Source organism: Segatella copri (assembly GCF_019127135.1).
Classification (GTDB): domain Bacteria; phylum Bacteroidota; class Bacteroidia; order Bacteroidales; family Bacteroidaceae; genus Prevotella.
In genome coordinates this window covers 1-16,713 of sequence record NZ_JAHOEA010000046.1, presented here as the reverse complement: position 1 = coordinate 16,713, position 16,713 = coordinate 1, and the positions used below count along the sequence as shown (strand labels likewise).

Below are 16,713 nucleotides of genomic sequence, written 5' to 3'. Positions count from 1 at the left end.
TTGTCATTGTCTTGCTCATTTAAATTGTTTCTTAATCCAGTCCATCGCCTTCGAGAGATGATTAAACACCGTCACCTTGCTCACTCCCACTTCATCAGCCACCTCCTGATAAGATTTCTCCTGAAGATAGCGCAGACGGAAAATGAGTTGTCGGATAGGTGGTTCCAGGTCTTCGATGAGAAGCATCAGCCGGTCGAGTCGCTCATCAGTCTCTTCTGAGAGAATCACGTCGGCATCATCCAGCAGCAGCTTCGCCACCCTTTCCTTCACGCTCTTATGAGCTATCAGGTTGAGACAGCGGTTGCGTACGCTCCGCATCAAGTAACCATCCTCACTCCCAGGCACCAGAACCACATCATCGGCAAGAATCTGGGCGAATACTTCGCTCACCACATCCTTGCTCTCGTCATCATCCGAAAGAATGCATCTGGCCAGATTGTACATCTTCGCGTAATGCTGACGGAATAACTGTTCTATGTCCTTTTTTCTGTTCATATACTATCTATACAGTTGAGCCAAGCGAAAAACTAAGCAAAACATCAACTTTTTTGTTTTTTCCTTTAAATCCGAATCGAAATCACCAAGATTCTCCCCGGATTGGAATACAAAAGTACACAATCTATCGGAGATAGAAGACAAATGGTAAGGATAAATCGATTTTCAGTTGATTTATTTGTTCATTCCAACATTTTTTAGTACTTTTGCCCACCAAATTACGAACAAGTAAATAAGATTGGTATAAAATCTAGGTATTACCAAGATAAAATAAAGAATAGATTAGATAAAGGAGAATAAGATTATGTCAACGATTATTTATCCATCACCGATATTCGGTCCGGTAAACTCCCGCCGTCTGGGTGTTTCATTGGGCATCAACCTCATGCCATCTGATGGCAAGGTCTGCTCATTCGACTGCGTTTATTGCGAATGCGGATTCAACGCCGACTTCCGTCCTAAGAAGAAGCGCCCTACCCGCGAGGAGGTAAGAGAAGGATTGGAGAAGGTTCTGAAAGAGCGCCACGACAACAACCAGCCTCTGGACGACATTACCTTCGCAGGAAACGGTGAACCTACGGGACACCCAGACTTCAAGGGAATCGTGGAAGATACGATGGAACTCTGCAAGAAATATTTCCCTGAAGCACAAGTATCCGTACTCAGCAACGCCACCTATATATATAAGGAGGAAGTGAGAGAGGCGCTGATGCTCGTGGATAACAACATCCTGAAACTGGATACCGTGGATATGGATTACATCAAGAAGCTGGACCGCCCTCAGCAGCCTAACTACGACGTGAAGGATGTGATTAAATATCTGAAGATGTTCAAGGGGCACGTCATCATCCAGACCATGTTCCTGAGAGGTGACGGTTTGGACAATACCAGCGAGCACTTCGTAGCTCCTTGGCTGGAGGCAGTGAAAGACATCCAGCCTCAGCAGGTAATGGTTTATACCATCGCCCGCGAAACACCAGACAAGTTGCTGGAAAAGGCGCCAAAGGAAGTACTCGATGCCATCAAGGAGCGTGTAGAGGCTCTGGGCATCAAGTGTACAGCCAGCTATTAAGAGATAATCAGGATAAGAAAGAAAAGCAAGTAGAAAAAAGAAAGAATGAAAGCGAAAAGTAATATCCTTATTATCAGCGATATGTGTGGCTACGGAAAGGTATCTGCCGCTGTTCAGATGCCTATCCTCTCTTATATGGGACTCGACGTGTTCAATCTGCCCACCATGCTCATCAGCAATACCTTCCCATACGGCAAGTACGCCATTCTGGAATGCACTTCGTATATAGAGGAAGCCTTGCAGAAGTGGAACGAACTGGGCATTCATTTCGATGCCATCACCACGGGTTTCATGGCTTCGGAGCGTCAGGCTAAGCTGGTGGCACGCTATTGCAGAGAACAGGCAGCACTGGGCACCGACATCTATGTGGATCCCGTGATGGGCGATTACGGCAAGCTCTATGGTGGAGCCAGTGAGAGTACCGTGAGATGCATGAAGGAGATGCTGAGCGTATCGCATCTCTGTTTTCCCAACTATACCGAGGCTTGCCTGCTGACGGATTCGGAATACAAGGAAGAGGGAATCTCGGAGAAGGAAGCCTATGAACTGATAGATAAACTGAGAGCCATCGGTTCCCACTCCGTGCTCATCACCTCGTGCATCGTAGAGGGTCAGCATGCCGTGGTAGGTTTCAATCATCTTACAGAAGAGTATTTCCTCCTGCCCTACGAAGAAATCCCTGTTCAGTTCCCGGGCACCGGCGACATCTTCTCCAGCATCATCGTGGGCAGACTAAAGGACGGCGATAATCTTCGCCATGCCACCCGCATCGCCATGGATACCCTGCGCAACTGGATAGACATCAACAAGGATGACAAGGACAAGAACCGAGGTATTCCGATAGAAAGGCATCTGGGGGACTTGTAAATCGGATTTCCGGGCATCCTTGCCTTGAACCTCGGCAGAGTCTCTTGGGCTAGTATAAAAACTAGCCTTCAAAGAAAACAATTGCACTTGATTATTTGCATATATCAAATAATAATTGTAAATTTGCGGTGGAAATATAAACTTCGAAGATTATGGCAAAGGAAAGAATCTATCCCGTTGGGGTGCAAACCTTCAACGACATCATAGAGGAAGGTATGATCTATGTAGATAAAACCGCCCTCATTTACAATATGGCAAAGAAATACAAATATGTGTTTCTTAGCCGTCCACGCCGTTTTGGTAAGTCCCTGCTAAGCAGTACGCTGCGCTCTTACTTTGAAGGAAAGAAAGATCTTTTCAAAGGACTCGCTATCGAAACTTTGGAAAAAGAATGGATAGAATATCCTGTACTCCATTTCGATCTGTCAACCTTCAAGAACTGCGATTTATCTCTCTTTCCAGAAAAATTCGACATGCAATTACGCAGGTTCGAAAAGCAATTCGGAATAGAAGATATGAGGAAAAGTGCCGGTAACCGCTTAACCCAGCTCATAGAACAGGCAGAATCAATGACCGGCAGAAAAGTCGTTATCATTATTGACGAATACGATGCTCCTCTACTTGATGTGTTGCATGATGAGACCAAACTGGAAGCAGTAAGAACTATCATGCAGGAGTTTTATGCGCCTATTAAAGCCAACAGTTCGCATATTCATTTTGCCTTTATCACGGGAATCACAAAATTCTCTCAACTCAGCATCTTCAGCACCATCAATAATCTTACCAACATCAGTATGGATCCGGAGTTTTCTACCATCTGCGGCATCACCAAGGATGAACTGAACACCGTTCTGAAAGAAGATATTGCTTTGCTGGCTAGCAAAAATCATGTATCATTCGAAAGAATGAGAGAATTGCTAAGAGAAAACTATGATGGTTACCACTTCAGCCGGGAAGGTGAAGATATCTTCAATCCATACAGTCTCATGAGAAGTTTTGCGGCAGGATTCATCGACAACTACTGGTATGCTTCGGGTACATCAACCTACCTGATTCATCAGATGCAACATTTCCATACAGATGTCACAACACTTGACGATATGTTTGCCTTTTCCTCATCCTTCGACCGTCCTACGGAGAAAATGAGTGATGCCTTGCCTTTGCTCTACCAAAGCGGCTATCTTACCATCAAAAAGTATGACCCGCTGAGCAATGGGTATTATCTAGGCATTCCAAACAAAGAGGTAAGGGCAGGATTAATGGAGAATCTCCTTCCCATCTATTCCGGCAAGAGCGATAGCCAGTCCTTAGGTTTTGCAGCACTCTTCTATCGTGATCTGCTGACGGGTAACATAGACCAAGCCATGGAGCAGATGAAGGCTTACTTTGCTTCTATTCCATACCCAGAGGGAGGAAAGAGCGTATTGGAGAATATGCAAAAGAGCGAATATTATTATGAGACTATTCTCTACATCGTTCTTTCAATGATGAATGTGGCAACCTATACACAAGTAAAAAGTTGCAGGGGAAGAGCTGATGCTGTAATGTTTGCTCCTTCAGCAATTTTTGTCTTTGAGATAAAGATTAACAAACCTGCCCAAGAGGCTTTGGAGCAAATAGACGAGAAAGGTTATATGATTCCCTACTCAGCAGATGAAAGAAAAATATATAAAATAGGTATCAGCTTCAGTACTCAAACCAGAACAGTAGAAGACTGGGAGTTTGAAGAGGTAAAATAACCCTTCAATACTCCTACAATAAATATAAATGGAAAAGAAAGAAACAAATACACTCAGTATATTTCAGCGCCCGGTATGGGTAAGCCTGTTCGCCCTTACGGCTGCTATCTCGTGGGGATGGGCTTATCCATTGATAAAAATGGGAATGGAGGAATATCAGATTACAGCAGACATGACCGGAAGCAAGATGCTTTTTGCCGGCATCCGCTTCTTCATCTCCGGCATCATCATCCTTGCCATCGCCAGAAGTTCACACCGTGAATTCGGATTCAAGAAGAAAGCTGTTCAAGAGAATGTCTGGTTCCTTCTCCTCTATGCACTCCTCAACACCACCCTTCATTATGCTTTCTTCTATTTCGGACTCTCGCATAATGCTGGAGCACGTTCGGCGATACTCAATTCTATGAGCGTCTTCACGGTGGTTATCCTTGCCTGCATCTTCTTCAAGAGCGACAGGATGACGTGGCGAAAGGCATTGGGCTGCATCATCGGCTTCCTGGGCATCCTTGCCTTGAACCTTGGCGGAAAGGAAAGCGGAAGTTTCACTTTCCTGGGCGATGGCATGATTATCCTCAATGCCCTGTGTGGAGCCAGTGCTTCCCTGCTGACCCGAGGATTGAGCAAGAGGGTGGATGTTTTCGTAGGAACCGGTTATTCGCTGAGCATCGGTGGAGCCTTGTTGGTGATTCCTGCATTGTTAATGGGTGGCTATCTGCCAGTCATCAGCCTCTGGGGCATCACCATCCTTCTGCTGCTCATTGCCATCTCAACCATCAGTTTCGCTCTCTACAACAAATTATTGAGCTGCAATCCCGTAGGAAAGGTAGCGATATACAATTCGCTCATCCCCGTAGTAGGAGCCATCACCTCCTGCCTCTGTCTGGGCGAAACCTTCTACTGGAAGTATCTGATAGCAGGCGCATTGGCTACTGCCGGAATTTATATCATCAATAAAGGGAAGAAATAAATTCCGGCTGTTGCCCATGCAACCCATATAGAAAGCAAAGCCACCTATTTCAAGATACCCGTTTCGCTCTCCTCATTGTTGATATTCCGCTGTATCTTACGATATTCCTTTCCCCGATTGATATTCCAGGCAACACCGATACGGAGCAAATTACCTATCGAATTGTCATATCCACGAACCTGCTTGTGGAGCAAAGCGTTGACGATTTCTGCAGAATAGGATTTCGGATGAGCCATAAACGGATTATACATATAGAGCGTAAAATCGAAATCACCTATATGATAACTGGCTGAGGCTGCCAATGAAGGAGGATTATGCCCGATATTCTCTCCCTCCATAAAGTTCCAACCGCTATCAGCATACAGCATCACTGTCCATTTTCCCCAATATCCCTGTAATGTTCCACTATAATTATAAGCGGTATAACAATGACTGTACTCATCGCCCTTATTGAAAAAACGGTAAATACCTGCATTCACAGATAATATAAGGTGATCGGGAATAATGTCAAACCGGGTATCATTCGTAAGATACAACATATTACAATGGGGCTGATTCGTCTGGGAATAAAGAAACTGATCATTTTCCGTGCGGGTGTATTTCGCCAAATCACAATGACGATTGATGCGATAATTCAAGGTAAAATCAGTATTTATCCTTGGTTTACTGAAAGAGAACGCAACCCAGTTCTCATATCTACTGTTAGGCTTAAGCGAAGGATTACCCACAGTCCATTCCATACTGTTCTTTCGAATACGGGTATCCGAAATCATGGCTATCTGCGAAATATGCTGTGATAATTCACTTCCCAAGCGGATCTGAAACGAAGATGTCAAGGAATAAGCCAATGTGAGTTTCGGACGACAAAGCCAAAAACTAAATTCCTCATCTCCCTGTCGATAAGACTGATTACTCAACCCGAAGCCAGCCACATAAGTTAAACGGGATGTTCCTTCCTTGAATTGTCCCAAACTTCCCTTGATTTGTGCAAAACCATAAATACCCAATGAACGGATACCATTCTCGCTAACCACATCACCCAAATACTGATTATCCATATATTTCCAGTTCAAGTTGGTTCCTGCAGAAAAAGTAAAGGGTTTCAACCGGTTTTCATAGATAGCCTCGGCTATGAGCGAATAGGTCTTTCCATCTACCTGATATTGATAGGGTTCGCCCTCACCTTCATAATAGGCTCCTTTGGTGTGGATATAAGTACCCAAAACATCTGCCGACAAAGACTGATGCTTGCCCAACTGATGATAGAAATACAAATCGAGAGCAGGAGTAAAATCCCTACCCTTGCTGGTTCTGTAAACAGGATACGCAGGCTTTCCAGATTCAGAAAACCACATCTCATTCGATGTATAAGGCTGATTGCTGAAATCCGTGGTAAGCGTTGTCTGGAATACATATAAGGCAGAATCAGCCAGATTATACTTCAACTGCAATGTATTATCATAATTTCGAGTTGCCACATTCATAATTTTTCGAGATATCTGATACTCAGAACCATCATTTAGAAGATACTGAGCATCCTCATTATATTCGGAAGCCTTATTATCCTCATAAGTCTGCTCATATAAAATATTCAATTGACTCTTGCCCCTATTGACGGATGCATAGACATCGTTCGAACCGAGCTTGGTAGTTAGCGCATTGGTCAAGTTGAAGCCCAAACTGCCACCCGATGAAGCCCTGCGGGTATGAATATCTATCACGTATGCAATATTCTTTCCATATCTTACGCCAGGACTGTCGATATAATCTACACTCATAATAGAAGCTACATCCAGCATCTGCACGTCATGCATATTGGCGAGAATGCCATTGATACGAATCTGCACTTCTCCCTTATGATCGGCAGCAGAAATGGAACGGCCTGCCTCATCAACCCTAATATGAGGCAAAGCCAACTTTCCTAAAAGCGAAAAACCAGAAAAAGAACGCTGCTTCTGAATATAGCTTGGGAATATCAACTTGCCATCTTCCTTGTTGACTACTCGTGCCGCCTTCACAACAACCTCTTGCAAGGCTATAGAATCATTCGATACCTTCTGGATTTCCTGGGCACGTATTTCTAAACAAGAGATCAATGCCCACAGCATCACCATAGTTGTTAACAATTTACTTTTCTTCATTGTCATCATATACTTTTCTAAAACTTGTTTTCAGCTGCAAAGGTATCAAAAAGAGAAGACCGAAGCGAAAAATATGACTGACATGAGTCTGACATTTATCAATTAACGAATATTATATCTAGTTTTATACCATCTTTCATAGAATTTCTGTACTTTTGCATTTGAATCTTTAAACAGTATATCATTTAAACAGAATAGATAATATGAAACTGAAAGCATATCATTCCATCCTCATCTTCGCCATCCTTGTGATGTCTGCGGCATTCTCCAGCGTGAGCAACTACCGCAAGGCACAGTATGCCATTGTACAAGATATGAACAAAGCTTTGGCTCTGACACTTCAGGAAAATAAATATCAATGGATTACGCCTGATACCATCCAGAGCTACCGGTCACATCTCAGCATCGACCTGCTGAAGTCGACAAGTAATCTCTGCTATGTGATGGAAGACAGAAGAAGAGGCAAGAACAATTCCCAGTTGGTAAATAGCGCCAACCTGCTCAGCAGCAAAGAGATGCTTCTCAACGAGCATTCTATCCAAAGTTATGCTAACTGTTCGATGGCAGATGTTTTGAGTATGAGCAACCAGCGGACATCTTTGACGCTTACCCTCATGGCTATGATTTGGGCTATTGCATCGCTATACTATCATCGCAGAAAACAACCCTGGAATCATGAGGCCGATATGTTCGGCACCATGTGCTATTCTCAAGACGAGGATTCCTTCTACAATCAGGAAAACGGACAAGCCATCAAGTTTACTCCGATGCAGCACCAGCTGATGCAACTCTTCTTCAACAATACGCATCATCAACTCTCCAAACAGGAGATTTGTGATGCTCTTTGGCCCAAGAAACCGGATGCCAGCGAAACGCTCTATACCTTGATTCGCCGTATCAAACCGGTGATTGAGCAGAATAGCAACCTCCTGATTGAATCGGAAAGAGGCAAGTCTTATCGACTGATAATCAGATAAGTTCAGAAATGTCAGCCAAATGTCATACTTGTTATTTGGCTTTTTCCCATCTTCTTCATACCTTTGCAGCTAAAATACAAAAGGAGCAAAGATATGAAGAAGATTTTTTTGATAGCAGTTGTCTTGCTGATGATGATAAACTTCATCATCAACTATCACCATGAGGTTACGAAAGAGCAGCATACACCGATGGCGGATTTCAAGACCAAGGTAGAGATGGCACCCATGAAGGAATACAATGACCCGGACTTCGGCTACGTTATCAAATATCCTTGCTTCTTCCAGCAGGAGGATACTTCGGTATCGGGATACCAGGGCTATGCCCGCTTCTCATTCACCAATCATGCCAACATCATCCTGGAGAGTTACGTTACCCCCAACTATAGCAACACCCTCCAGGCTTGTGCCGATTCTCTAGCCCAGAAGCTTCATTCAGAGAGGACGATGCAGGCATCGAATAAGGCATTCATCCTCTGCGGTCCTGTCTTTGAAAACGGAGTAAGAGTAGATGGCTACAGTCATTACGATAAATTCATCAAGAGTGGCAGAATACTCTTCGTCTATTCCCTCACCTATCCCGACAGCTACAAGCCAGCCATGCCCCGACTGTTCAAACTCATAGATGACTGGAAGGTTTTAGGTGCATATTAATCAGCCTTGAAGATATCCTCACGAGCCTCTTGGAATTGTATAAAAACTGCTTTCTAAGAAGATAAAAGCACTTGATTATTTGCATATATCAAATAATAATTGTACATTTGCGGTGTAAATATAAACATCGAAGATTATGTCAATATTCAGTCGCCTCTTTGAAAGGAAGAACCATCTCACCGTAAGCTCTGACATCAAGAAGGAAGATGCCAGAAGCAGAAATATTGCCTTCGTGGATACCGAAGTGGGACTGAAAGACCATAAAATACACGACATCGGAGCATTGCGTTATGACGGAGCCACCTTTCACCAAGCATCGCAGACGGCACTGAACAAGTTCCTGCAAGAAGGAAAGGTTGACTATATCTGCGGACATAATCTCATTCATCACGATGCCCGCTATCTCAAACTCAACGGCATACTGATAGATACCCTCTATCTCTCCCCACTCCTCTTTCCCAAACGCCCTTACCATCATCTGGTAAAGGACGACAAACTGATGAGCGAGCAGATGAACAATCCTGTCAACGACTGTGAGAAAGCCAAGGAGCTTTTGATGGATGAAATCGCTGCATGGAATCAATTATCAGAAAGGAAGAGGAAAATCTTCACCTTGCTGCTCCAGAATGAAGAGGAATTCAGAGGATTCCTGATGTATGTGGGAGCCATCGAAAAGGATGACGCAATGATAGGCGTTTCAGAATTCATTCTTTCTGAATACAAAAATCATATTTGCGCCCATGCCGACATTCCGGCTCTTGCAGCCCAGTCGCCTTGCGGCTTGGCATACGCCTTGGCCCTCATAGGCACAGACGATTACCAATCTGTAACCCCAGGTTGGGTACTCTGCCATTATCCCGAAGTAGAACATATCATCTATATGCTCTGCCATACTCAATGCACCGATGGCTGCGAGTATTGCAACCGCATGCTCGACATTCATCACAACCTGAAACAACTCTTCGGCTATGATGCCTTCCGTACCTATGACGGAGAACCGCTGCAGGAACAGGCATCGCAGGCAGCAGTGGATGGTAAGTCATTATTGGCTATATTTCCTACGGGTGGCGGCAAGTCGCTCACCTTCCAGTTACCAGCCCTGATGGATGGCAGAACCATACATGGACTCACCGTGGTTATCTCGCCTCTGCAATCATTGATGAAAGACCAGGTAGATAACCTCGCAGACCGCGGCTTCACCGATGCCGTAACCATCAACGGTCTCCTCGACCCTATCTCCCGCTCCCTAGCCATCGAACGAGTGCAGAGCGGAGATGCCACCTTATTATATATAGCACCAGAGATGTTGCGCTCCAAAACCATCGAGCGCATCCTGATGGCACGGCATGTGGTGAGATTCGTCATTGATGAAGCTCACTGCTTCTCTGCATGGGGACAAGACTTCCGGGTGGATTACCTATACATCGGCAAATTTATCAAGGAATATCAGGAACGTAAGTTTGGCAAAGATGCTATGGCCCGCAATCATGGTCAAACCCTGATACCCGTATCTTGCTTCACCGCCACTGCAAAACAGAAGGTGGTGCAAGACATCTGCGACTATTTCAAGCATTGGCTGGGCACCGACCTCCAGCTCTTCGCCTCATCAGCCTCACGTACCAATCTGCACTATTCCGTTATCCACGTAGATAGTGACGGCAACAAATACAATCTACTGCGCTCGTTGGTAGAGCAGGCTGATTGCCCTACCATCATCTACGTATCCCGCACCAAGCGAACCTGGGAACTCGCCCAAAAACTGACACGTGACGGCATAACCGCCCTGCCCTATAATGGCAAGATGGATGCCGATGAGAAGATACACAATCAGGATGCCTTCATGAGCGATAAGGTTAGAATTATCGTTGCCACCTCCGCCTTCGGCATGGGAGTAGATAAGAGCGATGTGGGGCTGGTTATCCACTACGACATCTCCGACTCTCTGGAGAACTATGTACAGGAGGCAGGACGTGCAGGAAGAGATCCACACCTCAATGCCAAATGCTATGTACTCTATAGCGACGAGGACTTGGACAAGCACTTCATCCTGCTCAACCAAACCAAACTGAGTATCAGCGAGATACAACAGGTATGGAAAGCCATTAAAGATTTTACCAAACAGCGCCCACATGTAAGTTGTTCGGCACTGGAGATAGCCCGTCAAGCCGGTTGGGATGACTCAGTATCCGACATAGAAACCCGTGTCCGCACCGCCCTATCTGCTCTAGAACAGAGCGGATACATAGAGCGTGGCAACAATATTCCGCACGTCTACGCCACAGGTATCACCGTCAAGAACATGGACGAGGCAAGACTGCGCCTCACCGAATCCCCCCTGTTCTCTGAAGATGAGATGCAGAATGCCATCCGCATCATCAAGTCGCTCATCACCCAGAAGCATATAGCCAAGGCACAGGATAGCGAGGCTGAATCCCGCATCGATTACCTCGCCGACATCCTAGGACTCAGTAAGCGAGACGTCATCTCCTCCGTTGACAGAATGCGCCAGGAAGGCATCCTTGCCGATACCCGTGACATCTCTGCCTATCTGCAAGACATCAGCGACAAGCAACGCAAGCCTCAGCAGATGCTGGAAAACTTCGCCAAACTGGAAAGATACATCCTGGAACATATCCCGGATGAATCGCTGCACATCACATACAAGCAACTCAATGACAATGCCGTACACGACGGCATCAACACTTCAACCGAAAAGAAAATCCGCACACTGCTATACTTCCTGGCAGTAAAGGGATATACGCACAAGAAGGAAGACGGCGTCCGCAATCTCATCGTAACAAGAGACAAGGATATAGAGACCATCATCAAACGATTCGAAAGACGAATTGAAGTTTGCCGATTCATTATCGAAAGACTATACAGCCTGGCTGAGGAAATAAATAAAACTATAACAGAAGAGAGCAACAATAGCTCTTCTGAAGAAAAGAATTCTTCTGAAGAAAAAGGTTTAGGAAAAGCCTCTGGCGCAACAGACAATAAAAAAGAGAAGCCTCTTCAATTCTCGGTAGTTGAACTTCTGAACGATCTGAAATCCAGCAACCAGTCACTCTTCTCCGACTTCTCTTCCCTGCAGTTGGAAGACGTGGAGGAAGCCTTGCTCTATCTCTCCAAGATAGGAGCCATGAAGCTGGAAGGAGGATTCCTGGTGCTTTACAATGCGATGGCTATTAAACGCATCAAGGAACCTCGCCTCCACTATAAGCAGGAGGATTACCGCATGCTCAATGAATTCTACAAGCAGAAGATTCAGCAGATTCACATCGTGGGCGAATATGCCAACCTGATGGTAAGGGATTACGATGCCGCCCTGCAATATGTGCAGGATTACTTCCAGATGGACTACCACCGCTTCATCTCAAAGTACTTCAAGGGCAACCGGGAGACTGAGATAGAGCGCAACGTAACACCTTCGAAGTATAAGCAACTCTTCGGAATGCTCTCCAAGCGACAGAAGGAAATCATCGACGACCACGAGTCCCGCTGCATCGTAGTCGCTGCCGGTCCTGGCAGCGGCAAGACACGTGTACTCGTACATAAGCTTGCCTCTCTCCTGCTGTTGGAAGATGTAAAGCACGAACAACTTCTGATGCTTACTTTCTCACGTGCAGCCGCTACCGAGTTCAAGCAGCGCCTGATGCAACTCATCGGCAATGCCGCCCATTTCGTAGAAATCAAGACCTTCCATTCCTACTGCTTCGACCTGCTGGGCAGAGTTGGCAATCTGGATGAGGCTGGAGATGTGGTTAAGCAAGCCGCCGAAATGATCAACAATGGAGAAGTGGAGCCCAATCGCATCAGCAAGACCGTGCTCGTTATTGACGAGGCACAAGACATGAGCAAGGATGACTATGCCCTTGTCTCTGCTCTGATGAAAGCCAACGAAGAGATGAGGGTGATAGCCGTAGGCGATGATGACCAGAACATCTATGAGTTTAGGGGTTCCAACTCGCAGTATCTCTATGAATTGACCCAGACAGAACACAGCCGTTTCATCGAGATGACCGAGAATTACCGCAGCCTTCGCCACATCGTGAATGCAGCCAACGACTTCGCCCGCAACATCCGTCAGCGAATCAAATCTACCCCTATCATCTCCATGAGTCAAGAAGATGGAGAGGTAAGAATCGTGAAGCATCCTTACGAGATTCAGGAGAAAAAGGTTTATATGTATCAGCCTATCCTAGAAGATGTTACGCGATTACTAGGAAGTAACGTTTCAAAAGAAGCCGATGCATCTTCCCGCAAGAAGAACGAAACCATCAGTATCCTCACGCAGACCAATGAAGAGGCAGTCATCATGCTGGCTCTTCTTCACAGCCATAACATCAAGGCCAAGCTGGTACAATCAATGGACGGCTTGCGCTTCTGGAATCTGGCAGAGGTAAGATACTTCTTGAAGAAGATAGATCAAGGTATCAAGGAGACGAAATCCCCTATCATCCCTGATGATATTTGGGAAGCAGCCAAGCAGCAAACATTCCAAAAGTATGCCAGCAGCCAGGCTTTGCCATATCTGCGCCGCAGCCTTCAGATATTTGAACAGACCAATCGTGCCAAATACTACAGCGACCTGAGGGAGTTCGTGTTCGAATCTTCAGTAGAAGATTTCTGTGACATCTCGAAATCAGACATTGTGGTCAGCACCATCCACAAGGCAAAAGGTCATGAGTTCGATCATGTACTGATGCTCATTACCCATCCCGAGCATCCTACCGATGACATACTGCGCCGATACTATGTGGGCATGACCCGTGCCAAGCGTACACTAACCATCCACACCAACGGCAATCTCTTCGACAGCCTGAACAGTGCCCAGCATCTCTATGATGCCCAAGCCTACGATGAGCCCAACGAAATAGTGCTTCAGCTCTCACACAAGGATGTAAACCTGGGCTTCTCCAAGCCTCACAAGGACGCTATTCTTTCCTTGAGAAGCGGTATGCCGCTAACCTACCACGACCATTGCCTCTGTCTCCCATCAACAGGCAGAGACATAGCCCAGCTCTCCATCAAGATGAAAGAGAAACTAGGCAAATGGGAGTTGAAAGGCTACAAGGTAACTGCTGCCCGAATCCGCTTCATCGTGGCATGGAAGTCAAAGGATGCACCGAGGGATGAGAAGGAATCTGCCATCGTGCTCGCTGATTTGGTAATGAAAAGAATAAAATCTATGGGATAACAGGAAAGAAAACTCGTATTTTTGCAACACATATATTAATATTGATAGATATGGAGAAGAAACAAATCATAGAAGCAATGCACAATAGATTGCATGAGATTGATCCTCATGCAAAAGCTATCTTGTTTGGTTCCCGCGCTAGAGGTACAGAACATGAAGGAAGTGATTGGGATGTATTGATTCTTCTAGACAAACCAAAAGTTACGCTTCAAGATTACGATAAGTATTCTTATCCACTAAGAGAATTAGGCTGGGATATTGATGAAATCATCAACCCTATACTTTTCTCCAAAAAAGAATGGGAGGAGAACCATTATACCTTATTCTATCATAATGTAAATAAGGAAGGAATTGTAATATGAAAGAGGACAACTTTACCTCATTAACACAATATAAAAATACAGAATCATGGGACGTTATTTAGCAATCGGGCTGAAGATAAAAACAGCCATTGGAAAGAAATATCGAAGCATCTTGACGAGATGCCACTCGAAGACATTTTCAAGGAGATAGAAAAAGAGTATCACCTTGAAGACATTTACGTTCGCCAAGAAACAGAGGATTATTATGTTTACACACTTGACGAAAAGTTGTTAGACAAAGAGTTTATCCCTTTCTTTGAGAAGTTCTATCAATTACGTTACCAAGATGGCGGCAACTATGATGCGCCAAATGTATTGGAAGAACTAAACAGTATTCCTGACACTCCATCTCGCTTAGCTTTACTAAACAAGAAAAGCTTTCAAACTTATCAAATGGGAAGCGATAATGACTACCATCGTGTAAATGGTAGTTGGAACTACGAAGTACCAATCCATAATACTTATGCCATTTTGAGTTTGGATGGCAAGATACTTATGGAATGTTATAACGAAGTATTCAATTTCTTGCGTCGTTGCATCATAGCACAACTGCCAGAGTTCAAGCTATCAAAAGCTTTAAGCATTTGGATTGATGGATAAAATGATATAGCTAACAAAAGAATCCCTCACCATAAGCCTTTGATATTCAACGAAATCAAAGGTTTATGGTGAAGGAATCCGACTGACCTTGGGCTTTAGCCTAAAATCAGTCGGTTCCTTTTATGTAGTCCCATCTGAACAAATAAGACCTTCAGTCTTAACGGACACTAATGTATTCTTTTTATTTATTCATAGGCATCAGCCAAACCTGATTCTACGTCCTCTCTAGACCAACCGTCATAAAACGCTCTCTCGTCACCAAAAGGGTCACTCCAATTATCGTAATCATTCATTTTCTCGTTTTCATAATCCCAAAATGAAGTTTTATGATAATTTGAAGCCAGTTTCTTTCCTTTTTTGTTACTGTCATCATTTATTTCTATAGATGAAGGTGGAAATGAGGTCTTTCCTACATCGCATTTTTCTGTGAGTAAAACAAATATCTTTCCGTTGCTATTGCTGACAATTGAAAACATTGGTTCTTTTGGAATAGAATTTATAGCTACAGCACCAATATTTGTTCCATAAGTGAAAAATAATTGGTTGGTTTCTATATCTTTTTTAATGTATACATGACTGCAATTAGACAGCTCTTTAAAATCGTTTACTGAATATGTTGCTATATAGGTAAGTCCGTCTAATAGCATGTTGTTTGATGTTAGCTTTAACAAGTTGATACTTGTTTCTTGTGTACCATCATATGCTTTTATGGAACATAAGTATTCTTCGTTTAATGCCCATATTTTATCGTATTTTAATGGGATAATTAAATCTCCTCTTGTATTTATGATACCCCATTTATCTTTTAACACTCTGGCATAGCCACAAACAAACCTAGGTTCGCACCAAGAATATACACCAAATGGAATAACAATATTATTATCGTAGTCAATGTAAGCATACTGATATTGACTATTTCTAACCAATGAAAGTCCACAACTAAATTGATACATTTCCGTATATTGTGCGGTAATAACAATCTGTCCATTTTGGTCTTTTGCTCCATATAACCCATTATCTTCGTATATGTTAAGTAATTGTTCTTTTCTCATGATGATTACATATTAATGTATGATACTGGATTTTGTCTTTTTCCTACAAGTTGAGAAATATCCATATGTAAATACGGAGAGTCTGAAATCTCTACACCTTCAAATTCCCATCGACCTACATATTCATTTGAATCTGTAAGGAACCAATGGGTTGGCTTAAATACCCCTACGATGTAACCAGAACAAATGGCAAAAACGTATTCTGCCTTTTTAGCTCGTTCCCCATTCAATCTCCAATACTTTCTTACACATTCATACAAACTGGGTCTTTTGCACAATAAATAGGTGCGTGTTACATTAAAACAGATGATTTGATTGTTGGATTCGTTTTCAAATCTACCATAATCTCTAAATACGTTTTCCATAAGGGCTTATTATTTCTACTTTACTCTAATTTCCGCAACACTATAATTTAATATTTTTTATAAGCACCTGAGCAACAAAAAGTTGCTCAGGATTTTGCCATGTCAGAAATTTCACTTATCTTAGTGTTGCAAAATAAAAACAAACAAAATTCTGAATGACATGGCAAAAGTACAAATAAAATCTGAGAAACTCACTCCTTTTGGGGGAATTTTTTCGATTATGGA

The 16,713-nt window shown here is 43.8% G+C and carries 13 protein-coding genes; 9 read left to right on the top strand and 4 right to left on the bottom strand.

Annotated features, from left to right (window positions below; translation table 11 throughout):
• Positions 1–15: 15 nt before the first annotated feature.
• Positions 16–495, bottom strand: a complete 480-nt coding sequence (locus tag KSW37_RS11645) for a sigma-70 family RNA polymerase sigma factor (RefSeq protein WP_118201809.1) — start codon at positions 493–495, stop codon at positions 16–18.
• Between the two features lie 304 nt (positions 496–799).
• On the opposite strand from KSW37_RS11645, the gene KSW37_RS11640 reads away from it, so the two are divergent.
• The 4 genes from KSW37_RS11640 to KSW37_RS11625 all read left to right on the top strand — a co-directional run bounded on the left by KSW37_RS11640 (position 800) and on the right by KSW37_RS11625 (position 5,140).
• The gene (locus KSW37_RS11640; RefSeq protein WP_022120410.1) at positions 800–1,567 is read left to right on the top strand and encodes a radical SAM protein; all 768 of its coding nucleotides are present in this window, start codon (positions 800–802) and stop codon (positions 1,565–1,567) included.
• Between the two features lie 45 nt (positions 1,568–1,612).
• Entirely contained in the window at positions 1,613–2,434 is an 822-nt protein-coding gene (locus tag KSW37_RS11635; protein ID WP_217314572.1) for a bifunctional hydroxymethylpyrimidine kinase/phosphomethylpyrimidine kinase, read from the top strand.
• Positions 2,435–2,586: 152 nt separating this feature from the next.
• On the top strand, positions 2,587–4,173 hold the full coding sequence (locus KSW37_RS11630) for an ATP-binding protein (protein ID WP_217314571.1): 1,587 nt from the start codon (positions 2,587–2,589) through the stop codon (positions 4,171–4,173).
• A gap of 28 nt (positions 4,174–4,201) precedes the next feature.
• A complete protein-coding gene (locus KSW37_RS11625) occupies positions 4,202–5,140 on the top strand; it encodes a DMT family transporter (protein ID WP_117585935.1) in 939 nt (312 codons plus the stop codon).
• Positions 5,141–5,184: 44 nt separating this feature from the next.
• Here KSW37_RS11625 and KSW37_RS11620 read toward each other — a convergent pair whose 3' ends face one another.
• The gene (locus KSW37_RS11620) at positions 5,185–7,281 is read right to left on the bottom strand and encodes a hypothetical protein (RefSeq protein WP_217314570.1); all 2,097 of its coding nucleotides are present in this window, start codon (positions 7,279–7,281) and stop codon (positions 5,185–5,187) included.
• Between the two features lie 203 nt (positions 7,282–7,484).
• On the opposite strand from KSW37_RS11620, the gene KSW37_RS11615 reads away from it, so the two are divergent.
• The 5 genes from KSW37_RS11615 (at position 7,485) to KSW37_RS11595 (ending at position 15,071) form a co-directional block, all read left to right on the top strand.
• Positions 7,485–8,258, top strand: coding sequence for a helix-turn-helix domain-containing protein (locus KSW37_RS11615; protein WP_254368639.1), 774 nt, complete (start codon positions 7,485–7,487; stop codon positions 8,256–8,258).
• Positions 8,259–8,351: 93 nt separating this feature from the next.
• Positions 8,352–8,909 carry a hypothetical protein gene (locus KSW37_RS11610; protein ID WP_217314569.1) on the top strand — a complete coding sequence of 186 codons (558 nt, stop codon included), beginning with the start codon at positions 8,352–8,354 and terminating at the stop codon, positions 8,907–8,909.
• Between the two features lie 136 nt (positions 8,910–9,045).
• On the top strand, positions 9,046–14,109 hold the full coding sequence (locus tag KSW37_RS11605; RefSeq protein ID WP_217314568.1) for a RecQ family ATP-dependent DNA helicase: 5,064 nt from the start codon (positions 9,046–9,048) through the stop codon (positions 14,107–14,109).
• 50 nt (positions 14,110–14,159) lie between these two features.
• Positions 14,160–14,471, top strand: a complete 312-nt coding sequence (locus KSW37_RS11600; RefSeq protein WP_217314567.1) for a nucleotidyltransferase domain-containing protein — start codon at positions 14,160–14,162, stop codon at positions 14,469–14,471.
• A gap of 120 nt (positions 14,472–14,591) precedes the next feature.
• Positions 14,592–15,071 carry a hypothetical protein gene (locus KSW37_RS11595; protein WP_217314566.1) on the top strand — a complete coding sequence of 160 codons (480 nt, stop codon included), beginning with the start codon at positions 14,592–14,594 and terminating at the stop codon, positions 15,069–15,071.
• Positions 15,072–15,256: 185 nt separating this feature from the next.
• On the opposite strand, the gene KSW37_RS11590 is transcribed toward KSW37_RS11595, so the two are convergent.
• A complete protein-coding gene (locus tag KSW37_RS11590; RefSeq protein ID WP_177900383.1) occupies positions 15,257–16,123 on the bottom strand; it encodes a WG repeat-containing protein in 867 nt (288 codons plus the stop codon).
• A gap of 5 nt (positions 16,124–16,128) precedes the next feature.
• Positions 16,129–16,488 (bottom strand): hypothetical protein, encoded by a 360-nt coding sequence (locus KSW37_RS11585; protein WP_144008270.1) that lies wholly within the window; start codon positions 16,486–16,488, stop codon positions 16,129–16,131.
• Positions 16,489–16,713 lie beyond the last annotated feature (225 nt).